This is a genomic window from Mycobacterium sp. RTGN5, from assembly GCF_033804465.1.
In the GTDB taxonomy this organism is placed as follows: domain Bacteria; phylum Actinomycetota; class Actinomycetes; order Mycobacteriales; family Mycobacteriaceae; genus Mycobacterium.
Genome location: NZ_JAPZLA010000001.1, coordinates 30,931 through 55,435, shown reverse-complemented (window position 1 = coordinate 55,435; position 24,505 = coordinate 30,931). Strand labels below are relative to the sequence as shown.

The window sequence follows — 24,505 nt, the reverse complement described above, 5'->3', positions numbered from 1 at the left end:
CGGTCACTGCTTGATGCCGACGGCGTGGCGCAGCTGGGCCAGGAATTGGTCGGCGTCGTCGCTGCGGACCACGTAATGCGAGATCGCGATGCGAATTGCGGTGGCCGCCTTGAGCCCAGCGTTGGGTCCGCTCAGCAGCCGCTGCAGCCGTGCCCGCATGACCGGCAGGATTCGCCCAAGCTGGGCGACCACCACCTCGGGCTCGACATCGACGAGCCGCACCCCGGAGTACGTCTGTTGGTAGGCGACGATGAACTGCAGCGCGGCGTCCAGTTTGTCGGTACCGCGCAGCCCGGCGGTGGCGCGGCTGATGCCGGTGTCGAACATCTCCCGCTCGTAGACGCCGAACGCGTCGAGTAACTCGGTCTTGGAGGCGAACCACCGGTAAAGCGTGGGCCGGGAGACACCGGCCTGCAGGGCGACCTCGGACAAGCTGAGCTTGGTCTGACCGCTGCGGCCCAGCACCTCGGCAGTGGCGTTGAGGATGCGTCGCCGCGAGGAGGACTCGTCCTCGTCGGGTATCGCGGTGGTTCCTGCCGGCGCCGGGCTCACGTGTACAGGATTACAGGTCGCGGGCTATGTGTCACGCCTGTTGACACATCCGAGACCGAAAACACTGTCTTTACAAATACTGGGCAAAGTGTCACGCTGGGCACGTGTCTGGGGACCAACGTGAGCACAGCCATCACGACATCACGTCGCGGCGATTCTGGGGCCAGCCCTTCGACGTCCGTGAGCAGACTTTCGCCGCGCTGCGGGCCACCGACGGGCTCACCTGGCACGAGCCGTTCCCCTCGATGTTTCCGATGGAGGAGCCGGGTTATTGGGCGTTGACCCGCCGGGCCGATATCGCCCACGCCAGCCTGCATCCGGAGCTGTTCAGTTCGGCGCAGGGCATCGCGCTGGACCCGATGCCCGCCGACATCCAGCGAATCGCGACGTTCTTCCTGATGATGGATCCGCCGCAGCACACCACCTACCGCCGGCTGATCAGCTCGGCGTTCACCCCGCGCAATGTCGCCCAGATCGACGAACAGGTTCGCAAGAACGCCGCCGCCGTGGTCGACGAACTGGTCGGCGCCGGTGAGGTGGACTTCGTCTCCGCCTGCTCGGCGCGGCTGCCGATGATGACGATCTCCGAGATGCTGGGCGTGCCCAACTCCGAGCGCGAGGCCGTGGCCAAGGCCGCCGAGAAGCTGTTCAGCATGAGCGACGACGAGTACTCCACGATCGAAGAGCGGGCCGTAGCGACCGTCAACGAGATGTTCCTGCTCGCCGGCACCGGCATCGAGCTCGCCAAGTTCCGCCGCCGCCACCCTGGCGACGACCTGATGACCAGCATCGTCAACGCCGAGGTCGACGGGCATCGGCTCACGGACGAGGAGATCGGCGCGTTCCTGGTGCTGCTCGCATCGGCCGGCAACGACACCACCAAGCAGACGACATCGCATGCGATGCTGGCGCTGGCGGCCAACCCCGACCAGCGGGCCTGGCTGATGGAAGACTTCGACGGCCGGATCGGCCCGGCGGTCGAGGAGTTCATCCGATGGGCCACACCGGTGTTGCAGTTCGCCCGGTTCGTCACCGAGGACACCGAACTGGCCGGCCAGACGTTGAAGGCCGGTGACAAGGTCGGGTTGTTCTATTGCTCGGCAAACCGGGACGAAGCCGCCTTCGATCGCCCGGAGGCGTTCAACGTGGCGCGCTCGCCAAACCCACACCTTGGCTTCGGTGGCGGCGGACCGCACTTCTGCCTCGGTAACCAGCTCGCTCGGACGACCCTACGGAATCTGTTCCGGGAGTTGCTGTTCCGGGTCGACGTCGAGCTGGGCGAGCCCGATTACCTGTTGAGCAGTTTTGTACACGGGATCAAGCACCTCCCGGCGTTCGTCCGGTGAGTATGGGGCAGGTCGTGCGTATCAAGGTGGATCTCGGCAAGTGCACGGGACACGGCATCTGTGAGTCGATCGCCGAGGACGTGTTCGAGGTCGACGACGACGGAAGCGTTCGCATCCACGGCGATCAGCGTCCGGAATCGGACCGGGAGCGGATGCAGAAAGCGGTCACCCAATGCCCCGCCGCGGCGTTGAATTTGATTGAGGACTGATCGGTGAAGAAGTTCTTCGGCCACACCCTGATGTATCTGCACGAGACGATCGCGCTGGGCTCCGAGCGCAGCGACCGCTTCACCGAGCAGTTCACCAGTGTCTACCAGCCGATGATGGAACAGCTTGGGGCACGGCTGTTCTCCATCTGGGAGACCACTGCCTACAACGGCCACTGGCCGCAGGTGACGATCATCTGGGAGATCGACGCATTCGCCGATTACGCCCGTATCGGCCGGGAGCAGGCTCCGGGCGGCAACCAGCGTGAAGCGGCGGCCGCCTGGTCGGATTACCTCGCCAGTGTCGGCGCGTCGGGGGAGGGCCGGATCATGTACGCCGGACGCAGCAACCGCACGCTGGCCGAGCTGCAGGACGCGAAGTTTGGTGCCGGACTGGTGATCCAGGAGATCATGCAGACCAAACCCGGCCGGCAGGACGACTACATCCGTGAGCTCGAGCGTCTGTACGTCCCGTGGTCGGAGAGCACCGGCAAGCGCTGGCTCGGGTCGTTCATCACGACGTTCCGCTTCAACGAGGTGATCCACTACTGGGCGCTCGACGGTGACTGGGATTGCTTCGACAACCACTATCCGTCCTGGAAGGACAGCCCGCCGGCCGAGATCGTGACGTGGATGAGCGTCGCCCCCGCCCTGCGCGACGGCTGGGAAGACTCCATCCTTCAGGCTCTGCCGCCGTCTCCGCTCCGATAATGGTTGTGATGCAAGACTTCTCGTACAGCCCGTTCGACGCGGCGGTGATGGCCGATCCGCGACCCTTTTACCGGACCCTTCGCGACCATCACCCGGTGTACTACGTCGAAGAACTCGATACCTTCGCGTTGTCCCGGTTCAGTGATGTCTGGGAGGTGCTCGCGATCAACGACGGCACCTTCGTCGCCTCGGAGGGAACCCTGCCCGCGGCCGCGGTGCTGGCGCAGCGCAACGGTGGGCCGGTAGCCGATCCACCGTTGCACCCCTTGCCGTTTCATGCCAACTTCGATGCCCCCCTGTATGACGATGTCCGTCGCTGCACGGCCGGCCAGTTCCGGCCGAAGTCCGTCGCGGCGTGGCAGGACCGGATCCGCGAGCTGGCCAACCAGCGTCTCGACGAACTGCTGCCCCGCGGCACGTTCGACCTCACCCAGGAGTACGGCGGTATCGTCGCCGCCTCGGTGGTGTGCGAACTGGTCGGCCTGCCAACCGATTCGGCCGCCGACGTATTGGCCACCGTCAACGCGGGCAGCCTGGCGCAACCGGGCAGCGGTGTCGAGGTGGCCAACGCCAGGCCGGGCTACCTGGAGTACCTGATCCCAATCGTGCAGCAGGTCAGGGCCGGCAGCTTCGACGGTCCATTGCCGATCGTGGAGAACCTGCTTGCCTACCGGCTGCCCGACGGCACCGCGTTGACCGACACTGAAGTGGCGGTCCAGATGCTCGGGGTGTTCATCGGTGGCACCGAGACGGTGCCGAAGATCGTCGCGCACGGCTTGTGGGAGCTCAGCCGTAACCCCGAGCAGCTGGCGGCGATACGCGCCGACCCCGAGGCCACCGTGCCGGTGGCCCGCGAGGAGATCATCCGCTACTGCGCCCCGGCGCAATGGTTTGCCCGAACGGTGCGGCGGCCCTTCACCATTCACGACACCACTTTTATGCCGGGTCAGCGGATTATCACCTTGCTGGCGTCGGCCAACCGCGACGAGCGGGAGTTTCCCGAGCCGGAGACGTTCATCTGGAACCGGCCGATCCAGCGATCACTGGCCTTCGGCCGCGGTCAGCATTTCTGCCTGGGCTATCACATGGCACGGCTAGAGATCGCGGTGTTATTGCAGGAATGGCTACGGCGCGTGCCGGACTATCGCATTCTCGGCGAGGATGCGCACCGGCCGCCCTCCAGCTTCCAGTGGGGCTGGAACAACATCCCGGTTCAGGTGTAGCGCTCTCGAGTGTGAAGCTACGCCGAGATTTTGGCGGAAATCTCGTCCTGAGCGCTCACTCGGCGCCTTTGCTTGGAGCGCCCAGTATCTAAATAAATTCCTTGATTTACTTTGGCCCGTGGTGTTCACTTGCAACGGTGAGCCCAGCCAAAGACCAGCGCACTGACCGTTCGTCTGTCACGCGGGACGCGCTGTTGGTGGCTGCCGAGGGGCTTTTCGCCGAGCACGGGATGCATGGGGTCTCGAATCGCCAGATCAGCGAGGCCGCCGGGCAGGGCAACAACGCTGCGGCCTGCTATCACTTCGGTTCCCGTGCCGATCTGCTGCGCGCGATCGAGGCCCGGCATCGCACCGCCATCGACGAGATCCGGGTGCGAAAGCTCGCCGAGATTTCCGAGACCAAGGAGTTGCGGGACTGGATCGGTGTCCTGGTCTATCCCTTCACCGAGCATCTCGAGGCACTCGGTGCGCCTACGTCGTATGCCCGTTTCGCTGCTCAGGCGATGGCCGACCCCGCGTACCGGGATCTCGTGGTCGCTGGCGCGCTGACGTCGGAACTGATGCTGAAGACGGTCCGCGGTATCAACCGATGCCTCCCGGAGCGGCCGAAGCGGGTGCGACTCGGCCGCTGGATGATGGCATCGAATCTGTTGATGCACACCTGCGCCGAGATCGAGGGCGAGCTGGCGGTCGGGCGACCGTCGGTGAGTTCGAATTGGTCGGTGGTCGCCGAGGAGTTGATCACCGCACTCGTGGGACTGTGGGAGGCGCCCCCGGCCCGGATCGACACCGCGGCCTCGACTCGGCCAGGCCGCGACGCGGACTCCTCGATTACCGTCTGACCTCAGTGCAGGGCGGCCAGTAGCGCGCCGACGTCGCGGGTCTGCCACAGATTGAGCACGTTGGTCAGCATCTGCAGCGGTGCGCGAATCGCCTCGTCGTCCTTGATCGCTGGGTCGAACCGGGTCATGGTCTGGGCCGGCTCGCCGAGGCGGGCACGGATCAGGGCGGGAACATCCAGCAGCCACGTCGCGCCCATGATCGCTGCATACTGCAGCACCTGAGCCGTCAGCGCGCCGCGGTCGATCGACGGCCCACCGGCCGCGTGGTACTCGTGCGCGAACAGGCCGACCAAATCGTCGAAATGCTCATCCCACAGCGATGTCTCGGCCGCCGACAGTGCACCCCACAGTGCCATGGCCACATTCAGCTGGCTGACACAGCCCCAGTCCAGCAGGCCGCACTGCAGCCGGCCGTGATCGTCGCGCCAGAACCAGGCATTGTCCACGTTCGCGTTCCAATGGCACAGCGCGATGTGGTCGGTGCTGGCGGCCAGGGTGCGCCACATTGCCTCCTCGCCGGCGACGATGAGGGGTATCTGGCCGGTGAGGTCGGAAAGAAATTCTGGCGCAACAACATTGGCCGGTAGCAGTCCGGCATGAGTTGTGCAGAACTCGGTGAGTCGGCTCAGCTGGCGGGCCAGCTTGTCTTGGCGCAGCGGCGGCCGCTCACCGACGGTGGCGGCCTGCAGGTCGACCGGAAACCGATCGGTCACGTCGGCCGCTCCACCGCGATGCCAAGCGGCCAACAGGGCCAGTGATCGCACCAGGGTTTGGTAATGCCCTGTCGCGTCGGGCATCTCATAGTCCAGGCACTTGTGGTGCTGCGGCTCCACGCCATTGACGCCGAACGGGACCCGCTCGGTGATCAGGATGCCGGTGCCCGTGCCGGCGTGGTAGTCGGCGAACACGGTGGCGGGCACGGTGATGGGGAACCCGGGGTGGCGGGCGAGTTCGGCGAAGCGCACCTCGGGCTGCATTTGGGTGCGGCCGACATCGCGCAGGGGATCGTCGAAATCACGCGAGAATTTGACGAAAAGTTCAGTGGGCAGCGATGGTTCGGGCCGGTGGTAGGCGACGGACAGCAGCGCCTTGCGGCCGGTGCTGCCGCCGCCCACCTCTGCACATTCGGTGATGCGGGTGACAGTGTTGTCGGGGGAGAGGGTTCCGTAGGCGTGGAACGCCGTTGTCAGGAAGCGAGCACCCGCGGCCGACAATGCCGCGGGATGCGTTGGCAACTCGACGGCGGTGTCGTCGCCGGTGATCGCATTCGGCACCGGCGGCTACCAGGTCTGCTCGGCCGCGGTGCGCTCGCCCTTGGCGGCGGTGCCGGGTCCGATGATCCCGACCAGCACGCCGGCCTGCGGGGTCAGGGCTTCTTACGTCCGGAGTGGCTCAGTCGCCACTCCGGCGGGAAGTTGAGGTCGTTGTCCTTGACGACGTTGTTGAGGCCCTTTTCGAATGTGCCTGCGGTCAGGTCGACGGTGTTCGCCACGTCGTTGGTCATCATCGGGAGCATGCCCTCGACCACACCGGTCAGCAGGCTGCCGAAGTACTCACCCTTGTGCTGCTTGTAAAGCTCCAAGAATGTCTTCTGCACCACGACGGTGTCGGTGGGACGGGTCTTCGAGCAGGCCATCGCATACTTGAGGGTCTCGGCCTCGAGCTCTTCACGTGGGACGACGCTGTTGATGAAACCGCAGTCGTACATTTCCTTCGCGGTGAACGGCCTTCCGGTGAACAACATTTCGGAGAATTTGCGCAGGCCCATGGTTTCGGCCCACCACCACAGCCGGGGGCCCCATCCGACGTACCGGAAGGCCGGGTGCCCGAACAGCGCATCGTCGGAGGAGATCACCAGGTCCGCGTCACCGGCCTGGTAGAAGTGCCAGCCGTAGCAGTAACCCTTGGCCTCGACGATGGTGATCTTCTTGCATTCCTGCAGCGAACGGTTGCCGGCCCGGGTCTTCGCGTAGTGGTCGGTCAGGGTGTGGAGGTAGCGGTAGGAATTGCCAGGCGGGTACTTCACGCTGTCGTCGTTGATCGAAAGCTCATGCAGCAGAGGAACTCCCGGGTTCTCCAACATCTCACGCTGCTCGGGCAGGTCCCCGCCGCTGCCGAAGTCGTTGCCTTCGCCCCGGATCACCACGACCTTGACGTCGTCGTCGACGTTGCATTTGTGGATCATGTCGGCGAAGTTCTGCCGCATCCCCATGGTGGTCGAATTCAGTTCGTCGGGCCGGTCGAAGGTGATGTAGGCGATCCGGTTCTCGATGTCCTTCTCGAATTTGATGAAGGGCTCGGCTTCCTTCTTCATCTCTTCGTAGTCATGGTTCATCGTGGTTGCGCTCCTGTCGTGAGGGGATCATGTCAACAAGCTGGCTCGACGGCCGGGAAGGTGACTCCGGCCAGGGTCTCCGACTGCTGCCACAGCCGACCACACTCGTCCACATCGAGGGCCAGTTGGTTCAGTTTGGCGAATGTGATGCCGCCGCCCGCGGTTTCGTAGAGGCCGCGGGGTCCGTAGTAGGTCGCCCCGGCAGCGTCCGATGACACCGCGGCGTACAGCGTGGGCTTGATCCCCTCGTCCACGTCGAGCCACATGAACGGCAACAGCCGCCAGGTCGCCTGGGTGAGTCGACTGGTCAGCGTCGGCTCCGCCAGCCCGTAGGACGCCCCGCTGAGCAGATTGGTCTTGCTCAGGCCGGGATGCGCGGCGTTGGAGGTCACACCCCACTGGCCGGCCCGGCTGCGCCGGTCGAGTTCGAAGGCGAACATCAGTTGGGCCAGCTTCGCGACGCCGTAGGCGCGCATCGCCTTGTACCCGCCGACGGCGTTGACATCGTCGAACCGGATGTTCCGTTGCGTTGCCGCGATGCTGCTGACCGTCACCACGCGGCCGCCGCGCAGCAGCGGCAACAGCCGTCCGGTCAGCGCGAAGTGACCCAAATGGTTTGCACCGAACTGCAACTCGAAGCCATCACTGGTCTCCTGCCGGGTCGGCGGGGTCATCACGCCGGCGTTGTTGATCAGCACGTCGACCGGCCGGCCCTCGCTGGTCAGCCGGTCGGCGAACGCTTCGACGCTGGCCAGCGACGCCAGGTCGATCAGCTGGACGCTCAGCTTGGCCGACGGGTTCGACCGCCGGATCTGCGCGGCCGCGGCCTCGCCCTTGGTGCTGCTGCGCACGGCCAGCACGACATCGGCGCCCGCCGCCGCGAGCCGCTTCGCCAGCCCGAAGCCAAGACCGCTGTTGGCTCCGGTGACCACGACGTGTTTGCCGGACATATCCGGCACGGCCAGCGTCAGGTCAGGGCGGTTCACCACGTCACCGGCAGCTCGTGCATGCCGTAGGACAGTGCGTCGTGTTTGAACGGCAACTCGTCGACCGGCCCGACCGGCTGCAGAGTGGGAATGCGGCGGAACAATGTGGGCAGCACGATCTGCAGCTCCATGCGGGCCAGCTGGCCGCCCACGCAGGAATGCCGGCCGTAGCCGAGCGCGACATTGGGTCCGTCCTCGCGATTCAGCGTCAGCCGGTCAGGGTTCGGGAACTGGCGCGGGTCCCAGTTGGCCGGCGCGACATCGAGGATGATGCCTTCGCCGGCGCGGATGACGCCGCCGCCCACCTCGATGTCCTCGGTCGCGATGCGGCGCTGCCCGGTCTGGATGATGCTGCAGTACCGCAGCAACTCCTCGACGGCGACGGCGACGACTTTGGGATCCTCGGTGTCGCGCAACAGGGCCAACTGGTCGGGGTTGTCCAGCAGCGCCGCGATGCTGACCGCAATCTGGCCGGCGGTCGTCTCGTGCCCGGCGATCAACACCCCGGTGGCCAGCTGGGCGGCTTCCTTCAGCGAGATTTCCTCGTCCTTCACCCGCTCGGCGAGGTCGGACACGAGGTCTTCGGCGGGGTCGTCCATCTTCTTCTCGATCAGGGCCTTGAGGTACCGCGCCAGCGCGCCAGCGCCTTTCGCGGCATCTTCGGCGCTGGCATCGCGGGCCATGCCCATGCTGGACTGCTCCTGGAAGAAGTCCGCATCCTCGTATGGCACCCCGAGCAGACGGCTGATCACCAGTGACGGCACCGGCAGTGCCAGAGCGGTGACCAGATCGGCGGGTTGCGGGCCGGCCAGGATGGCGTCGAGATGGTCGTCGGTGATCGTCTGTACCGCAGCCCGAAGGGCCTCGACGCGGCGGAACGTGAAGGGCTTGGACAGCATGCGGCGATAGAAGGTGTGTTCCTCGGCGTCCGAGGTGAACACCGATCGCGGACGCCGGTCGACCGTCGACTTCATGCCCTCATTCCAGTGCGGATAGCCGGGCTTGCGGTCGTCGACGCTGGCCCGGCCGTCGGCGAACAACGCGCGGATCGCCTCGTACCCGGTGATCAACCAAGGCGTGCTGCCATCCCAGATCCGCACCCGGGTCATCTGTGCGGATTCGTTGACTCCCAACGACTCTGGCGGCGGCGCGAATGGCAACCCCACAGCGCGACTCATCGGGAACCCGGGCACATCCGACGTATCAGCCGCAGTCACAGGTCTCAGTGAACAACACCGGACGCAGTAAATCAATCAATTTATTTGAATCGGTGGCGCGCCGCCCATCGCGATTTCGGCGCGCAAACCGCCGCTGGGCGAACGAAAGCGCGCCGAAATCGCTGAGTTACCCGGCTGCGACGAGGTTGGTCGACACCGCCTCGATACGGGCGGGGACGTGCTTGTGCCACGGCGTGCCGGCATAGGGATCGCGCCAGTCGGTGGAGGTCAGCGAGTTCGGGGCGACGCCGGGCACCCGGGTCTGCCCGTCGGCGTCGACGAAGTCGAGACCGAAACCATTGGGCAGGGCGGCATGCCCCGGCAGCATGGTCTCGCTGACCTCGACGACGGCCTCGGCGCTGCCCGCGGCGGTGGTGATCCGCGCGCGGGCGCCGTCGACCAGGCCGAGGGCTTCGGCGTCTTCGACACTGACCCGCAGCGCGCCATCGGCGTCGCGTTTGCGCCACGACGGATCCCGGAGGATGTCGTTGGCGGTGAACGCGCGGCGCTCCCCGGCGGACAGCACGATCGGGAACTCGGCGCTGGTCAGCTCGGGGCCGGCGCTGCCGAGCGCGCGAATGTCGGCGAGCATCTCCGGAATCACCAGCTTGATCTTGCGATCGGCGTGGGCCATCAGGACCCAGTCGTCGGCGTACTCGTGCACGCTGAAGGTCACGCCCGACTTGCCGGTCAGGATCGCGTCGAACAGCGCGTTGCCGTCGGCGTGCCCGGCCCGCCGCACCGCGTCGGGATAGGCGACGGCGGCCTTCTGGGCCAGTCCCCACAGCGCCGCCGCGCCGGCCAGCCCGTCGGGCAGGGTCGGGCCCAGCGTTTCGTAGAGCACATACGGCAGTACCTTGCCCAACGCCGGATTGGCGGCTAGCTCGGTGAAGAACGCACTCGTGTAGGCGTCCCGCCCCTGCTTGGCGGCCTGGCGCAGCGGACGCAGGTCGTCATCGCTGACCACCCCGAGCGCGCGCACCAGCCGCGCCCAGATCTCGGGCTCGGCCAGCGTGCCGGGTACCGGCTCGAACAGCGGGTGCCGCAGGTGGAACTCGTTGCGGGGGAACTCGAAATTGAAGAACGTGGCTTCTGGCTTCTCGAACTGGGTGGCCGCGGGCAGCACGTAGTGGGCCAGCCGCGCGGTCTCGGTCATCGCCACATCGACGACCACCAGCAGCTCGAGGGACTCGAACGCCGCGCGGCAGTTCCCGGAATCGGCGATGGAGTGGGCCGGGTTGGCGCTCTCGACGAGCATGGCCCGGAATCGGTCGGGGTGGTCGGTCAAGATCTCTTGGGGCACAACGTTGGACGGCACCAGGCCGGCGATGATCGGTGCTCCCGTCACCGGGGAGCGGCCAACGCCGCTGAGGCTGAACAGCGGTGCAAATGACGAATGCAGATGCTGCCCACCGCGTTTGGCGAAGCTGCCGGTCAGGATCCACAGCAGCTTGTTGAGATAGGAGCACAGGGTGCTGTTCGGGGCCTGCTGCACGCCGAGGTCCTCGAAGACCGCGACCGAATCGGCAGCGGCGATGCGGCGGGCGGCCGCGCGCAACAACTCCTCGTCGACACCGCTGCGCTGCGCGTAGTCGCCGATCGGAATCGTCTGCAATACCTCACGGACTTCGCCGGCGCCGTGCACGTGCTCGGCGAGAAACGCTTCGTTGCAGAGGTTTTCCTGCACCAGCACCGCGGCCAGTGCGGCCAGGCACCAGGCGTCGGCGCCGGGCTTCACCCGCAGGTGGAAGTCGGCCATCTTCGCGGTGTCGGTGATGACCGGGTCGACGACCACCATCGAGCGGGCCGGATCCTTGGCGATGTCGTTAAGCACCGTGCGGGCTCGCGGGAAACTCTGCGACATCCAGGGGTTCTTGCCGACGAACACCGAAACCTCGGCGTGCTCGAACTCGCCCCTGGTGTGCCCGCCGTACAACTGGACGTCGACCCAGTTCTCGCCGGTCTTCTCCTGGGCCAGCGCGTTGGACCGATATCGCGAACCGAGCAGTTTGAGGAAGGAGCTGCTGTACGCGCCGCCGAGGTGGTTACCCTGACCGCCGCCGCCGTAGTAGAAGATCTTCTCGCCGCCGTAGGTCTCGGCGATCCGCCGGAACCCCGCCGCGATCTCGGTAATCGCGGTGTCCCAGTCGATTTCCTCGTAGCTGCCGTCGGCCCTGCGGCGCATCGGTGAGGTCAGCCGGGCCCGGTTGTTCTGGTAGTGGTCAAGGCGCAGCGCCTTGTTGCAGGTGTAGCCCTGCGAGGCAGGGTTGTCCTTGTCGCCGCGGATGCGGGCCAGCGTGCGGCCCTCGGTCTGCACCACGATGCCGCAGTTGCATTCGCACAGAATGCAGGCGGTGGGTTGCCAGTCAGCGGACATGAGGACTTCCTCTCGTGGGGCTACTCGGCCTCGAGCAGATCGCGCAGTTGCCGATGAACGATGTCGAGTGGCTTGGTGTCACGCGCCGCACGGGCGAGCACGATGGCGCCTTCCAGCCCGGCGGTCATCGTCACCGCGAGTTCCTCGGCGCGGGCCTCGGCGACACCGTCGGCGATCAGGCGCTGGGCGATCAGGTCATTCCAGCGGGCGAAGGTCGCGGCGGCCCGGTCGAGTACCGGGTTGTCCGTGCCCGGTTCGCCGGATTCGACGGCGACCGCCAGCACCGGGCAGCCGGCGCGATAGTCGGATTCGATCAGGTTCTTGCGGTAGAACCGCACCAGACCGTCGAGCGCCTCGATGCCATTGCCCGCCTTGGCCATTCGTGCCGCGACGAAGTCAGACACGTAATCGACTGCCTCGCAGAGCAACTGGGTGCGACCGCCGGGGAAGTGGTGATAGGCCGAGCCGCGCGGTGCGCCACTGTGCGCCAGTACGTCGGCGATCGCCGTCGACTGCGCTCCGCGTTCACGGATCAACAGCGCGGCTGAAGCGACCATTCGATCGCGAGGGCCCGTCATGCCTATGTATGCAACCATACATAATCGCCGAACGCCAGGGTGGGTGGGCATCGAGTCTGCGCACAGTGCGGGTTTAGGGGCGAGAAAGCGCCGTCACCGCAGAATCGATGCGCTGTGCGCAGAGTCGAGACTCAGACCGCGGCGAAATTGATCGTGGCGGTGGCAGCGAGTTCGTTGTCCTCGCCGCGGTGGATGTCCACCTGAACGACCACCGAGCGCTTGCCGGTGCGCAGGATCTTGGCCACCGCGCGGGCCGGGCCGACCTTGATCGGCCGCAGGTAGCGGACGAACAGGTCGGTGGTGGCGATGCCGAAGCCGAACGGCGTTGCGCGGGAGGCGAGCTGCCCCGCCGCCACGTCCGCCATGGTGGCGATCAGGCCGCCCTGCAGGCCGCCGGCACTGTTGGTGGTGCGTTCGTCCACCGGCATCTCCATGACGAACGAGCCGTCGTCCGACTCAATCGTGTGCAGGCCGAGCTGGTCGAACAACTCCCGAAGCGAGCGCGGTGCGGTCATGAGAATGACGTTACCGCGCGGGCGCCCACTATCCGGCCTGCGCCTTCGTGGCGGCAGCTTCCGGCATCGCCTCGTAGCGGGCGAAAGATCGGCTGAACGACGCGGTGCCGTGGGTCAGGCTGCGCAGATCGATGGCGTACCGGGTGAGCTCCACCTGCGGCACCTCGGCCCGGATCACGGTGTGGCTCTCGCGGGCCTGCTCGGTGCCGAGCACCCGGCCGCGGCGGCCGGACAGGTCGCCAAGCACCGCGCCGACGAGCTCGTCGGGCACCTCGAGGGTGACTGCGTCGACCGGCTCGAGCAGATGCATCTCGGCGGCGGCCTCCCGGAGTGCGAGTGCGCCGGCCATCTGGAACGCCATATCGGAGGAGTCGACGCTGTGCGCCTTGCCGTCGACGAGGGTGACCCGGATGTCGACGACGGGATAGCCGGCATGCACGCCCTTCGCCATCTGGGCGCGCACCCCCTTTTCCACGCTGGGGATGAACTGCCGAGGCACCGCGCCGCCGACGACCTTGTCGACGAACTCGAAGCCCGCGCCCTGCGGCAGCGGCTTCACCTCGATATCGCACACCGCGAACTGGCCATGCCCGCCGGACTGCTTGACGTGGCGGCCGTGTCCCTTGGCCGGGCCGGCGAACGTCTCGCGCAACGGGATTCGCACGTCGATGGTGTCGACGTTGACGCCGTAGCGATTCGCCAGCGCGTCGAGCACGACGCTCGAGTGCGCCTCGCCCATGCACCACAGCACGATCTGGTGCGTCTCCGGGTTCTGCTCGATGCGTAGTGTCGGGTCCTCGGCGGCCAGCCGCTGCAACCCGACCGACAGCTTGTCGTCGTCGGTCTTGGCGCGGGCCTCGATCGCCACCGGAAGCAACGGCTCAGGCATGGTCCACGGCTTGAGCAACAGCGGATCAGCCTTGTCGGACAACGTATCTCCGGTCTCCGCGTGGCTCAGCCTGCCGATGGCGCAGATATCACCGGCCACCACCGCGGTGGTCGGTCGTTGCTGCTTGCCCAGCGGGAACGACAGAGTGCCGATGCGCTCGTCCTCGTCGTGGTCGGCGTGGGTGGTCGCCTCGACGAAGGCCGAAAAATGGCCCGACACATGAACTGTCGTGTCGGGCCTGATGGTGCCGGAGAACACCCGGACCAGGCTGACCCTGCCGACATAGGGGTCCGACGTCGTCTTGACCACCTCGGCCAGCAGTGGTCCGTCCGGATCGCAGGACAACCCCGCTCGCGCCACCCCATGCGGGTTGTAGACCTCGGGCAGTACATGTTCGGGCGGCGACGGGAAGCCGCGGGTGGCGACCTCCAGTAGTTCGTAGGTGCCCACCCCGCTGGCGCTGCACACCGGGATGACCGGAAAGAACGAGCCGCGGGCGACGGCCTTCTCAAGATCGTCGATCAGGACGGCCTCGTCGATCACCTCGCCGCCGAGGTAGCGCTCCATCAGGGATTCGTCCTCGGACTCCTCGATGATGCCTTCGATGAGAGTGCCGCGATGCTGGTCGATCGCCTCGGCGTACCTGTCGTCGGGCGGGTGCACGGTGCGAGTGCCGTCGCGGTAGTCGTACTGGCTGCCCGACAGCAGGCCCACCAAACCCTTCTCGGTCGGCAGGTAGAGCGGTAACACCTTGTCCCCGAACGCTTCCTGGGTGACGCGAAGTGCGGTGCCGTAGTCGGCCCGCGCGTGGTCGAGCTTGGTGATCGCCACCGCCCGGGGCATGCCGACGTCGTCGCATTCGTGCCACAGCGTCCGGGTGGCGTCGTCGATGCCCTCATTGGCGGCGATGACGAACAGCGCGCATTCGGCGGCCCGCAGGCCGGCGCGCAGTTCGCCGACGAAGTCGGCGTAGCCCGGTGTGTCGATCAGGTTGACCTTGATGCCGTCGTGCGTGACGGGCGCCAGCGCGAGCCCGACCGAGCGTTGTTGGCGGATGGCCGCGTCGTCGAAGTCGCACACCGTGGTGCCGTCGACGATCGAGCCCGGTCGCGTCAACACACCGGAGGCGACCAGCAGCGCCTCGACGAGGGTGGTCTTGCCTGCGCCGGACGGGCCGACGAGCACGACGTTGCGGACGGCGGCCGGACTGTCCGCGGCCGGAGCCGATCGGGCGGCCACTGAAGAGTTTGTCTTGTCAGCCATGACAGACCTCCTGTGCTGTGAATCCACCATTCACCCAATCGCGGCAGGCGCACAAGGGGGAATTCAGGCGGTCGGCGCCGACATCCGAGTGGGCTCGAGCCGGCCGCGCAGCACCTCCGAGGCGCACTCAGTCCAGTGCGCACGTTCGGCCGCATCGGCTTTCAGCAGTGCCGCGTCCGAGCACAGCGCACGTGCATCGAAGTCCTTGGCCCGATCGGCCAGTCGCGCAGCCTCGTTCACCGCGTCACCGATCACGGTGTACTCGTAGCGGTGTTCGGCCCCGATGTTTCCGGCGAACACCGGCCCCGCTGAGACCCCGATGCCGAAATCCACCACCGGGAGCCGGCGTAGTGCGGCGGTCAACGCGCGAGCCGTCGCCAGCGCGTCGGCGGCCGGCTGCGTGCTGGACAGCGGCGCACCGAAGACCGCCAGGACCGCGTCGCCCTGGAACTTGTTGATCAGTCCATGGCGCTCGTCGACCGCGGCAACGACGATCTGGAAGAAGTGGTTGAGCACCTCGGCCACTTCGGCCGGTGAGCGGCTCTGCGCCAGCTGGGTCGAGCCGACGAGATCGACGAACAGGACGGCGGCCTCGCGCACCTCGCCGGTCAGTGTGTCCGCATCGCGGACCGCGCGCAGCGCGACGTCCGTGCCGACGTGGCGGCCGAACAGATCTTTCAGCCGGTCACGTTCGGCCAACCCGGCGACCATCCGGTTGAAACCGCTTTGCAGCCGGCCGATCTCGGAGCGTTCGTAGACGCCCACCCTTGTAGTCATTTGGCCGCGCTCGACCTCGGCCATCGCGGCCACGACGTCGTGCACGGGATCGGAGATGGACAGCGCGACGATGGCCATCCCGCGCAGGCCGACGAAAATCGAGATCACCGCGAGCGTGATCACCGGGATCTCCAACGATGCCGACTTCTGAATGATCCAGCCGTTGGATCGCATGATGACCACAACGGCGAGCCCGACGATCGGCAGCGCGCTGCTCATCAGCCACATCAGCAGCAGCCGCGACAGCACCCCCGGTGCGGTGTCGCGGCCGGTGAGCCGGGTCGCGGCGGCGATGATGGGGCGCATCGGGCGCTGGATGAACAGCAGCGCCGCGCCGGTCGACGTGGTGAGACCCAACAGCATCGTCATCCCGATCAGCCAGGCCGCAGGCGCCCCGCCGTCGAGGTTGATGACGAGCAGCACGATGGCGCTGATGCCCCAGATTGCGGCCAGCATGGCGGCCTGGTTGCGCAGAAGGTGCTCGACGAACAACCGGTCTTCGTCGTCGGGCGGCTCGCCGGCGGTGAACCAGCGCAGTTTGTGGTCGACGACCAGGACGGCGTAGACGATGACGCCGAGGATGCCGAAGACGGACAGGGCGCCCGCGGCGATCAGGGTGTCGGTCTGGAAGAGCGTGTCGACCGAATCGACCAGATCGTGGCGCAGTGGCAGCACGAGCGCGGTGAGTTCGACGGCCGCCAGAATCTGGGCCAAGACGAGTGCGGTGGCGTAGCGGACCTTCCACCACCTCGCCGTCATGGCCCAAACGCTACTGGGACGGCGATGCAGAATCACGCTCTCCGAAATTGAGAGTAGTACTTCCGTGGGGGAGTCCGGCTGCGTAACATCCGCGCTGTGAAGTTCGGGATTCCGCTGGGTGGCGTCCACCCCGGCTTATGGCGTGATCTGACCGTGCGGGCCGAGGAGCTCGGTTATGAGTCGGTCTGGTTGCCCGAGCACCTGGTGCTGCCTGCCGAGATGTCGGGCAGCCCGCATCACGGCGACAGCCATCCGCCGATCCCCTCGAAGACACCGATGTACGACGCGATCGCCTACCTGTCGTATCTGGCGGGGCAGACCAGCACGATCCGGATGGGCACCTACGTCTACAACATCGGGCTGCGGCATCCGTTCGTCAGCGCGCGCGCCGCCGCCACACTGGACATCGTCTCGAACGGCCGGTTCGACTTCGGTGTCGGTGCGAGCTGGCTGCGTGAGGAGTGGGATGCCTCCGGGCTGGACTTCAGCACCCGCGGCGCGCGCGTCGACGAGGCGCTGGACGTGTGCCGGAGGCTGTGGACCGAGCCGACGATCGAGCACCACGGCCGCTTCTTCGACTTCGATGCCGTCGCGTTCGAGCCCAAGCCCATCCAGCCGGGCGGCCCGCCGGTCCACGTCGGCGGTGACGGCCTGCCCGCGATGCGGCGGGTCGTGCGTTTCGGGTCCGGCTGGATTCCGATGAACCACACCCTGGATCAGATCCCCGGGTCGGTGCAGAAGCTGTCGGCGCTGTGGGACGAACACGGCCGGACCGGCAAGCCCGAGGTCACCACATCGGCCCCGGCGGATTCGCCCGAGGACATTGCGCGGGCCGCCGACGCCGGTATCGACCGGATGATCGTCATGCCGTGGCGGCGGACCCGGGAAGCCCTCGACGGCATCGCCCACTTCGCCGACAACGTGCTGATCCCGACGCGGACGGGCTAGCGCGGTGACGATCGCGCCGTCGGACATTCTGCTGACCGACCGGGTCGCGGTCGTGACCGGAGGCGGCACCGGCATCGGGCGCGGGATTGCCGACGGGCTGGCGCAATTCGGGGCCAAGGTCGCGATCTGGGAGCGTGACGCGGACACCTGCGCGGTGACCGCGGCCGAGCTGGGGGTGCTGGGGATCGTCACCGATGTTCGTGACGCGGGGCAGGTCGACGCCGCGCTGGACCGGACCCGCGACGAACTCGGGCCGGTGGACATCCTGGTCAACAACGCCGGCGGCGTGTTCTCGTCGCCGCTGCTGGACACAACGGAGAACGGCTGGGATGCCTTGTACAAGGCCAACCTTCGCCACGTGCTGCTGTGCACGCAGCGGGTCGCCCGGCAGCTGGTCGCCGACGGCCGCGGCGGCAGTGTCGTCTCGCTGACGTCGATCGAGGGCGTGCGCGCCGCACCCGGCTATGCGGCCTACTCTGCGGCGAAGGCCGGGGTGATCAACTACACCAGGACCGCGGCCTTCGAGCTGGCGCCGCACAACATCAGGGTCAACGCGATCGCACCCGATATCACCGTCACCGAGGGCCTTCTCGCACTGTCTCCGGACGGGATCCGCCCCGGGCTCAGCCAGGCTGTCCCGCTGGGTCGTCTCGGCGATGTCGATGAAATCGCTTCGGCCGCAGTCTTTCTCGCCTCCGACATGGCGCGCTACATCACTGGCCAGACGCTGCATGTCGATGGCGGAACGCAGGCCGCCTCGGGCTGGTACCACGCCGACGGCGGGGCCCGGTTCGGGCCTGCCTGATCAGGGCAGGATGGCGTCGACGTAGCCGCCGTCGACGCGCAGCGCACCCCCGGTGGTGGCCGACGCCAGCGGAGAGCTCAGATACACCACCATGTTCGCGATCTCCTCGGGCTCGATGAGCCGTTGCAGCAGCGACTGTGGGCGGTGCTCGATCATGAACTGCCGCTGCGCGTCATCCCACGGAACCGATTTGTCGACGAGCTGGTAGACGAATTCTTCGACGCCCTCGGTGTGAGTCGGGCCGGCGATGACCGAGTTGATGGTCACCCCGGAACCCGCGGCGGCCTTGGCGAATCCGCGGGTCACCGCGAGCAACGCCGTCTTGGACATGCCGTAGTGGATCATCTCCACGGGCGTCACCACGGCAGAGTCGCTGGCAATGTTGAGGATTCGCCCCCAGGACCGTTCGATCATGCCCGGCAGGTAAATGCGTGTCAGTCGCGCCGCGGACAACACGTTCACTTCGAAGAACCTGCGCCATTCCGCATCGTCGATCTCGAGTGCGGGCACGGCTTCGAAGATGCCGAGATTGTTCACCAGGATGTCGACGGCGGGAAGCTGTGTTTGTAGCGCCGCCACACCGTCGTCGGTGGTGACGTCGGCGGGCACCGCGACAAGGTCGGCACCCTCGACTGCTGACGTCAGGTTGTCGATCGCTCGCGCCACCGATGCCTCGGAGCGTCCGTTGATCGCGACCCGCGCTCCTGAGCTCGCCAGACCCTTGGCGATCGCGAGGCCGATGCCCTGGGTGGAGCCGGTCACCAATGCCGTTTTTCCGCTGAGGTTGATGTGCATAGCTCCAGAAGCTATCTGAGAGGTTGTCGCATTCCTGACCATCCACCAAGTCCTCGAACGTATGGTGAGCGCCGTGATGCATGACGTGGCGATCATCGGTGCGGGGCCGGGTGGCGTCACCGCCGCGCACCTGCTGCAGCAGAACGGTATCGACGACTTCGTCATCCTGGAGCGCGCCGACGACGTGGGCGGGACCTGGCGCGACAACCACTATCCCGGCCTCGCGGTGGACATCCCGTCGCTGTGGTACCAATTCCCGTTCGCCCGCGATGCGAGCTGGTCGCGGCTGTTCGCACCAGGGCCGGAGATCCACCAGTACATCCGTGACGTCGCCGACCGGGTCGGGGTCTACCCACACCTGCAGACCCGCTCCGAGGTGGTGCGCCAGGAGTGGGACGACGCCCACGGCTGCTGGCAGCTGCACATCGCCGACGGCCGCGTCGTCACCGCACGGTTCTTGATCAGCGCGGTCGGCGGGTACGTCAACGCCAAACCCGACGTCCCCATCGACGGCATCGAGGATTTCGGGGGACGCGTCCTGCGGCCTAATGATTGGGACGACGAATTCGACGTACACGGCAAGAGGGTGGCTGTCATCGGCACCGGTTCCAGCGGCGTGCAAGTCGCTGGGGCGCTGGCGCCGATTGCGGCCAACCTCGAGGTGTATCAGCGGACCCCCGCCTGGGTGCTGCCCAAGGTGGACTTCGATATCACGCCGAAGATCAGCCGTGCCCTGCGGCTACCCGGCGTGCTCGCCGGCATCGACTGGGCTGGGCGGTGGCTGATGGACCTGGCGATGGTGGGCCCGTTGTGCCATGTGTTCTCACGGCTCCCCGTGAGCGTTCTGATGAAAGCGATACCGCTGTACGACGGCTATTGCCGCACCCTATACCGCGGCTATCTGCGAGCGGTGGTGAAAGACAAGGCCACTCGTGACAAGCTGGTGCCCCGCTATGGCATCGTGGCCAAACGCCCGGTGATCTCCAGCTCGTTCCTGCAGATCTTCAACAGGCCCAACACCCGGTTGATCACCACACCGATCGAACGGATCACCGCGACCGGTGTGCGGACCACGGACGGCGTCGAGCACCCGGTGGACCTCATCGTCGCGGCGACCGGCTACGAGCTGTGGACCGATCCCGAAACCTACCGTCCCGGAACGATCCTCGGCCGTGACGGCACCGACCTGGCGCTGCAGTACCGCGCCAACGGCCTGCAGAGCTACGCCGGCTCGGCGTACCCGGGAATGCCCAACAGGTGGGAACTGGTCGGCCCGCTCGGCTTCGTGGGGTTCGCCTGGTTCGACTACTTGGAGACAGTGACCACCCATGTGGTGCGGACCATCGCGGAAACCCGAAGGCGCGGGGCGCAGGTCGCCGAAGTGAGCCCGGTCGCGTTCGCCCGGCGCAACGACAAGCTGCGGCGACAGGGCAAGGCGATCCGGCTTTACCTCAAAGACTGCAACCCAGGACTGAACACCTACTTCGTCAACTCGCAAGGAGACACCGTGTACCACCGTCCCGAAACCATCTTCGCCGCATGGCGATTCAGCCGCACCTCGCCGCTCGACGACTACATATACTCGACCCGACTGGTGCAGCCGGCCACCGCTACCAGCGCGAGCATCGCATGAGCGCCGCGGGCGCACGCCCGCTGGAGGGCAAGGTCGCTTACGTCACGGGCGGGGCGAGGGGTCAGGGCCGCGCACACTGTGTCCGACTGGCGCAGGCCGGTGCCGACATCGTCACCATCGACGCCTGCGGGCCGGTGGGCAACCACATCGGATACGAACCGGCAACACCCGAGGACCTCGCCGAGACCGTCCGGCTTGTCGAGGACGAGGGCGTCAAGATCAGCGCCGACCGGGTCGACGTGCGTGACCACGACGGGCAGAAGCGGGTAATCGCTCGCGCCATCGAACAATTCGGCCGCCTCGACGTCGTCGTCGCCAATGCCGGGGTGATGAGCTGGGGCCGGGCCTGGGAGATCCCTGTCGAGCAGTGGCAGGAGGTCATCGACGTCAACCTCACCGGGTTCTTCAACACCGTGCAGGCTGCCGTGCCTGCGATGATCGAGGCCGGTAACGGCGGATCGATCATCGCGATCAGTTCTTCGGCCGGAATCAAATCCGTGCCCGGTGCCGGTCACTACTGCGCCAGCAAGTTCGGCGTTGTGGGACTGGCTAATTCGCTGGCGCTGGAATTGGGCGAATTCGGGATCCGGGTCAACTCGGTGCACACCTACGGCGTCGACACCCCGCTGGGTAACGACCTGTCGATGTACGGGATGTTCGAGAAGCACCCGCATTACGTTTACAGTTTCTCGCCGGGTGCACTGCCCACCGAGTCATTGATCGCGCCGAATCAGGTCAGTGAGGTCGTGCTGTTCCTGGCCAGCGACGCCTCGGCGCTGCTGACCGCCGCCCAGATCCCTGCGGACAAGGGCTATATGAAGGTCTAGCCTTGCGCGCCAAGGCTTTCGACGGCCAGTTCCTTGGCCCAGCGGTAGTCGGCCTTGCCCGCGGGTGAGCGGAGCACCTTCTCGGTCCGGATGAAGGCTTTCGGCAGTTTGTACTGCGCGATGTGGACTCGGCAGGCGTCAGTGAGCTCGTCATCGGTCGCGCTGTGGCCCTCGGCGAACTGCACAATGGCCACCACCTCGCTGCCCCACCGTTCGGAGGGACGCCCGGCCACGACGACGTCGTACACCGCCGGATGGCTGGCAACCGCGCGCTCGACCTCTTCGGCGAAGATCTTCTCGCCGCCGGAGTTGATGGTCACCGAATCGCGGCCCAGCAGTTCGATTTGGCCGTCGGCCAGGAAGCGGGCCTTGTCACCGGGTACCGACCAGCGGACCCCGTTGATGATGGGGAAGGTGCGCGCTGACTTCTCGGCGTCGCCCAGGTAGCCCAGCGGCACGTAGGCCCGCCTGGCCAGCCAGCCCTCGCCGTCGCCGGCTTCGAGCACCTGGCTGAAATCCGTTGAGATGATGGCGGTGTCGTGCTGGGGAGTGAAGGTCGCCGCCTTCTGCTCGACGCCCTTGGCCGCCATGGTGGTCATCTGCATACCGGTCTCGGAAGCACCGACGGCGTCGAGGACCATCAGGTTGGGCAACGTGGCCAGCAGCCGCTCACGCACCGTCGGCGACAGCGGTGCGCCGCCGTTGGTGATCGTCAGCAGGCCGGACAGGTCGTACTTACCGGTCTCGATCTCGTCGAGCAGCGGCCGGGCGATGGCATCGCCGACGACCGGAATGCTCAGTACCCGTTCACGTTCGGCCAGTCGCATCACCGCCGGAGCGTTGAGGCGGTCGACATCGTCGGGCAGCACCATCCAGCCGCCGGTGCTGAACATGTTGAAGGCGGCCCACTGCGCTGCGCCGTGCATCAGCGGCGGGATCATCAGGATCGACCGGAATCCGGCGTTGGTGCGAGCCTGCTCGGCGAGGTCCTCGTAGGTCGCCAGCGACGTGTCGGAGCCGAACGGCCGACCGCCCATCGCGGACATGAAGATGTCGTGCTGACGCCACAGCACGCCCTTCGGCATGCCGGTGGTGCCGCCGGTGTAAAGAACGTAGAGGTCATCGCCGGTGGGGGTGGGCATGCCATCGGCCGGCGCGGGCGTGGTGACGATCGACTCGTAGTCCACCGCGCCCGGCAGCAGGTCGTTCCCGCTAGCGTCGGCGACCTGGATCAGCACCCGCAGTTCGGGCAGCCGGTCCCGAATGGAGGCGACGTACGGGGCGAACTCGGCGCCGTAGACGAGGGCCTTGGCGTGAGAGTCGGTGAGCAGGTAGAGGAGCTCTTCCTCGACGTAGCGGTAGTTGACGTTGAACGGCGCGACGCGGGCCCGGTAGCCGGCGATCATGGCCTCCAGGTACTGGTTGCCGTTGCGCAGGTACAGCCCGAGGTGATCCTGGCCGGACTCGTGCGGGGCAAGCTGATCACGCTCGGTGTGGCAGCCCAGCCCCTGGGCCGTCAGGTAGTGCGCGACACCGTCGATGCGGGCGTCCAGCTGCGCATACGTCCAGCGATGGTCCCGCCAGATCAGCACCTCACGATCGGGCAGGGTCTCGGTGACGGTACGGAACACCGACGAAAGGTCGAAGCTGACGTCGCTGCTCATCGGTGCTCCTCTGCGTGCCAAGACTAGAACGCGTTCTAGTCTGCCATGGCTCCGAATGTCGACTTGTGGCGGAACGTCACCCAGCGGGACGGCGATTACGGTGCGAAGAATGTACGGCGAGCGAAGCGCTCGCCGATCATTTCGTGGGCGGCCGCGCTGGGGTGAAGGTTGTCCGGCAGTGGGTGTTCGGCGATGTCGTCCGGACCGTAGAGGTCGTGACCGTCGAGGTAGTCCAGGTGCGGATCATCAGTCGCGCGGGACTGCACGAGCTTTGTGAGGCGTTCGCGGATGACGGACAGCGTCAACTTGCCCCGACTGGTCTCGGCGGGGTCGCCGGTGGCCTGGAATCTGACCTGTCCCGCAGCGAGCGCGGCCGGATCGAAGGCACCCGGACCCGGTGTGTGTTCGTGGATGGGGCAGTACAGCGGTCCCACGACAAGCAACGGAACTCCCGCGTGGCCGTCACGGATGGTGTCCAGGAATCCGTGGACCGCGGGCTCGAAGGCGCGCAGCCGCATGACGTCGGCATTGACCAAGTTGATGCCGATCTTGACGCTGATGACGTCGGCGGGGGTGTCCCGCATCGCGCGTGCGGTGAACGGGTCGAGCATCGCGCTGCCGGCCAGCCCGAGGTTGATCAGGTCGACTCCGCCCAGCCGGGCAGCCACCGCGGGCCAGGTAGTGCTGGGGCTGGCCGCGTTGGAACCTTGGCTGATCGAGCTGCCGTGGTGCAGCCAGACCCGGCGGCGTCCCGTCGGCGATTCGGTGATCGGTGCGTCGGTGCGCAGGGCGACTACCTCGGTGCGCTCGTAGTGCGGCAACCAGATCTCGACGTCCTTATCGCGCGCAGCCAACCCCGCGAACCGGACGGTCCCGACGGGGCCGCGCTCGATGTCGGTGCGCCCCGAGGCGGGATCGGCCAGCACGGTGTCGCCCCCGCTCGTCGGCGCCTGACCGGCGAGGCTGCCGTCGATGAGCAGGTCAACCGTCCCGTCGGGACGTTCGGGCACACCCACCAGCACCGTCCGCGTTCGCAGTAGATCGAGCTCGATCGCCGTCGCGCGGGTGCGGAAGGCCAACCGCACGCCGGACGGCTGGGCCTCCACGGCGGCCAGCTGGGGGTCGGCACACTGCTCACGAGCACGGCGGGGCAACCGGTGCGGCAGCCAGCCGCGTTCGGTGCGCTCCAACTCGGCCAGCCCGCGGAAGAGGCCGCCCGCAATGGGGTGGGTTATCAATTGGGAGTTCATCTCTCCC

Annotated in this window: 22 protein-coding genes; 9 read left to right on the top strand and 13 right to left on the bottom strand. The window is 66.8% G+C overall.

Features of this window, described 5'->3' with window-relative positions:
- Positions 1-3: 3 nt before the first annotated feature.
- A complete protein-coding gene (locus SLQ31_RS00230; protein ID WP_319428597.1) occupies positions 4-552 on the bottom strand; it encodes a TetR/AcrR family transcriptional regulator in 549 nt (182 codons plus the stop codon).
- 104 nt (positions 553-656) lie between these two features.
- Between SLQ31_RS00230 and SLQ31_RS00225 the strand changes: the two genes are divergently transcribed.
- From SLQ31_RS00225 to SLQ31_RS00205, 5 genes are all read left to right on the top strand, one after another.
- Entirely contained in the window at positions 657-1,898 is a 1,242-nt protein-coding gene (locus tag SLQ31_RS00225) for a cytochrome P450 (protein ID WP_319428595.1), read from the top strand.
- A gap of 14 nt (positions 1,899-1,912) precedes the next feature.
- Positions 1,913-2,107 (top strand): ferredoxin, encoded by a 195-nt coding sequence (locus tag SLQ31_RS00220; RefSeq protein ID WP_319428593.1) that lies wholly within the window; start codon positions 1,913-1,915, stop codon positions 2,105-2,107.
- A 3-nt stretch (positions 2,108-2,110) separates the two neighbouring features.
- Positions 2,111-2,815, top strand: a complete 705-nt coding sequence (locus SLQ31_RS00215; protein ID WP_319428591.1) for an NIPSNAP family protein — start codon at positions 2,111-2,113, stop codon at positions 2,813-2,815.
- Entirely contained in the window at positions 2,815-4,038 is a 1,224-nt protein-coding gene (locus SLQ31_RS00210) for a cytochrome P450 (protein ID WP_319428589.1), read from the top strand. The genes SLQ31_RS00215 and SLQ31_RS00210 overlap by 1 nt, the downstream gene beginning before the upstream one ends.
- Positions 4,039-4,175: 137 nt before the next feature.
- Complete coding sequence (locus SLQ31_RS00205; protein ID WP_319428587.1) at positions 4,176-4,880, top strand: TetR/AcrR family transcriptional regulator; 705 nt, start codon at positions 4,176-4,178, stop codon at positions 4,878-4,880.
- Positions 4,881-4,882: 2 nt separating this feature from the next.
- Here SLQ31_RS00205 and SLQ31_RS00200 read toward each other — a convergent pair whose 3' ends face one another.
- The 9 genes from SLQ31_RS00200 to SLQ31_RS00160 form a co-directional block, all read right to left on the bottom strand.
- Entirely contained in the window at positions 4,883-6,142 is a 1,260-nt protein-coding gene (locus SLQ31_RS00200) for a hypothetical protein (protein WP_413641843.1), read from the bottom strand.
- A gap of 104 nt (positions 6,143-6,246) precedes the next feature.
- Entirely contained in the window at positions 6,247-7,215 is a 969-nt protein-coding gene (locus SLQ31_RS00195; RefSeq protein ID WP_319428583.1) for an enoyl-CoA hydratase/isomerase family protein, read from the bottom strand.
- A 32-nt stretch (positions 7,216-7,247) separates the two neighbouring features.
- The gene (locus tag SLQ31_RS00190) at positions 7,248-8,201 is read right to left on the bottom strand and encodes an SDR family oxidoreductase (protein WP_319428581.1); all 954 of its coding nucleotides are present in this window, start codon (positions 8,199-8,201) and stop codon (positions 7,248-7,250) included.
- Positions 8,198-9,379, bottom strand: coding sequence for a cytochrome P450 (locus tag SLQ31_RS00185; protein ID WP_319432720.1), 1,182 nt, complete (start codon positions 9,377-9,379; stop codon positions 8,198-8,200). The genes SLQ31_RS00190 and SLQ31_RS00185 overlap by 4 nt, the downstream gene beginning before the upstream one ends.
- Before the next feature lie 166 nt (positions 9,380-9,545).
- Complete coding sequence (locus SLQ31_RS00180) at positions 9,546-11,795, bottom strand: molybdopterin-dependent oxidoreductase (protein ID WP_319428579.1); 2,250 nt, start codon at positions 11,793-11,795, stop codon at positions 9,546-9,548.
- Positions 11,796-11,815: 20 nt separating this feature from the next.
- Positions 11,816-12,373: a TetR/AcrR family transcriptional regulator gene (locus SLQ31_RS00175; protein WP_319428577.1), complete on the bottom strand. Its 558-nt coding sequence runs from the start codon at positions 12,371-12,373 to the stop codon at positions 11,816-11,818.
- A 131-nt stretch (positions 12,374-12,504) separates the two neighbouring features.
- Entirely contained in the window at positions 12,505-12,888 is a 384-nt protein-coding gene (locus SLQ31_RS00170; protein WP_319428575.1) for a PaaI family thioesterase, read from the bottom strand.
- A gap of 28 nt (positions 12,889-12,916) precedes the next feature.
- Entirely contained in the window at positions 12,917-15,040 is a 2,124-nt protein-coding gene (locus tag SLQ31_RS00165) for an elongation factor G-like protein EF-G2 (RefSeq protein ID WP_319428573.1), read from the bottom strand.
- A gap of 63 nt (positions 15,041-15,103) precedes the next feature.
- Positions 15,104-16,576 (bottom strand): adenylate/guanylate cyclase domain-containing protein, encoded by a 1,473-nt coding sequence (locus SLQ31_RS00160; protein ID WP_319428571.1) that lies wholly within the window; start codon positions 16,574-16,576, stop codon positions 15,104-15,106.
- Between the two features lie 96 nt (positions 16,577-16,672).
- Between SLQ31_RS00160 and SLQ31_RS00155 the strand changes: the two genes are divergently transcribed.
- Together SLQ31_RS00155 and SLQ31_RS00150 are read left to right on the top strand one after the other, a co-directional pair.
- Positions 16,673-17,524 (top strand): TIGR03619 family F420-dependent LLM class oxidoreductase, encoded by an 852-nt coding sequence (locus tag SLQ31_RS00155; protein WP_319428569.1) that lies wholly within the window; start codon positions 16,673-16,675, stop codon positions 17,522-17,524.
- A 4-nt stretch (positions 17,525-17,528) separates the two neighbouring features.
- Positions 17,529-18,329 carry a glucose 1-dehydrogenase gene (locus tag SLQ31_RS00150; RefSeq protein WP_319428567.1) on the top strand — a complete coding sequence of 267 codons (801 nt, stop codon included), beginning with the start codon at positions 17,529-17,531 and terminating at the stop codon, positions 18,327-18,329.
- On the opposite strand, the gene SLQ31_RS00145 is transcribed toward SLQ31_RS00150, so the two are convergent.
- Positions 18,330-19,124 (bottom strand): SDR family oxidoreductase, encoded by a 795-nt coding sequence (locus tag SLQ31_RS00145; protein WP_319428565.1) that lies wholly within the window; start codon positions 19,122-19,124, stop codon positions 18,330-18,332.
- A 64-nt stretch (positions 19,125-19,188) separates the two neighbouring features.
- Here SLQ31_RS00145 and SLQ31_RS00140 point away from each other — a divergent pair, with 64 nt between their 5' ends.
- Both SLQ31_RS00140 and SLQ31_RS00135 read left to right on the top strand, forming a co-directional pair.
- On the top strand, positions 19,189-20,757 hold the full coding sequence (locus SLQ31_RS00140) for a flavin-containing monooxygenase (protein ID WP_413641487.1): 1,569 nt from the start codon (positions 19,189-19,191) through the stop codon (positions 20,755-20,757).
- The gene (locus SLQ31_RS00135) at positions 20,754-21,584 is read left to right on the top strand and encodes a mycofactocin-coupled SDR family oxidoreductase (RefSeq protein WP_319428563.1); all 831 of its coding nucleotides are present in this window, start codon (positions 20,754-20,756) and stop codon (positions 21,582-21,584) included. The genes SLQ31_RS00140 and SLQ31_RS00135 overlap by 4 nt, the downstream gene beginning before the upstream one ends.
- Here SLQ31_RS00135 and SLQ31_RS00130 read toward each other — a convergent pair.
- Positions 21,581-23,248 (bottom strand): acyl-CoA synthetase, encoded by a 1,668-nt coding sequence (locus SLQ31_RS00130; RefSeq protein WP_319428561.1) that lies wholly within the window; start codon positions 23,246-23,248, stop codon positions 21,581-21,583. The genes SLQ31_RS00135 and SLQ31_RS00130 overlap by 4 nt on opposite strands.
- A gap of 95 nt (positions 23,249-23,343) precedes the next feature.
- Positions 23,344-24,498: a GDSL-type esterase/lipase family protein gene (locus SLQ31_RS00125; protein ID WP_319428559.1), complete on the bottom strand. Its 1,155-nt coding sequence runs from the start codon at positions 24,496-24,498 to the stop codon at positions 23,344-23,346.
- Positions 24,499-24,505: the final 7 nt, after the last annotated feature.

Coding starts and splice junctions, on each gene's coding strand:
- SLQ31_RS00210 (WP_319428589.1), top strand. CDS start 2,815: ATGGTTGTGATGCAAGACTTCTCGTACAGCCCGTTCGACGCGGCGGTG.
- SLQ31_RS00175 (WP_319428577.1), bottom strand. CDS start 12,373: ATGACGGGCCCTCGCGATCGAATGGTCGCTTCAGCCGCGCTGTTGATC.
- SLQ31_RS00135 (WP_319428563.1), top strand. CDS start 20,754: ATGAGCGCCGCGGGCGCACGCCCGCTGGAGGGCAAGGTCGCTTACGTC.
- SLQ31_RS00170 (WP_319428575.1), bottom strand. CDS start 12,888: ATGACCGCACCGCGCTCGCTTCGGGAGTTGTTCGACCAGCTCGGCCTG.
- SLQ31_RS00130 (WP_319428561.1), bottom strand. CDS start 23,248: ATGAGCAGCGACGTCAGCTTCGACCTTTCGTCGGTGTTCCGTACCGTC.
- SLQ31_RS00145 (WP_319428565.1), bottom strand. CDS start 19,124: ATGCACATCAACCTCAGCGGAAAAACGGCATTGGTGACCGGCTCCACC.
- SLQ31_RS00180 (WP_319428579.1), bottom strand. CDS start 11,795: ATGTCCGCTGACTGGCAACCCACCGCCTGCATTCTGTGCGAATGCAAC.
- SLQ31_RS00160 (WP_319428571.1), bottom strand. CDS start 16,576: ATGACGGCGAGGTGGTGGAAGGTCCGCTACGCCACCGCACTCGTCTTG.
- SLQ31_RS00125 (WP_319428559.1), bottom strand. CDS start 24,498: ATGAACTCCCAATTGATAACCCACCCCATTGCGGGCGGCCTCTTCCGC.
- SLQ31_RS00165 (WP_319428573.1), bottom strand. CDS start 15,040: ATGGCTGACAAGACAAACTCTTCAGTGGCCGCCCGATCGGCTCCGGCC.
- SLQ31_RS00195 (WP_319428583.1), bottom strand. CDS start 7,215: ATGAACCATGACTACGAAGAGATGAAGAAGGAAGCCGAGCCCTTCATC.
- SLQ31_RS00185 (WP_319432720.1), bottom strand. CDS start 9,379: ATGAGTCGCGCTGTGGGGTTGCCATTCGCGCCGCCGCCAGAGTCGTTG.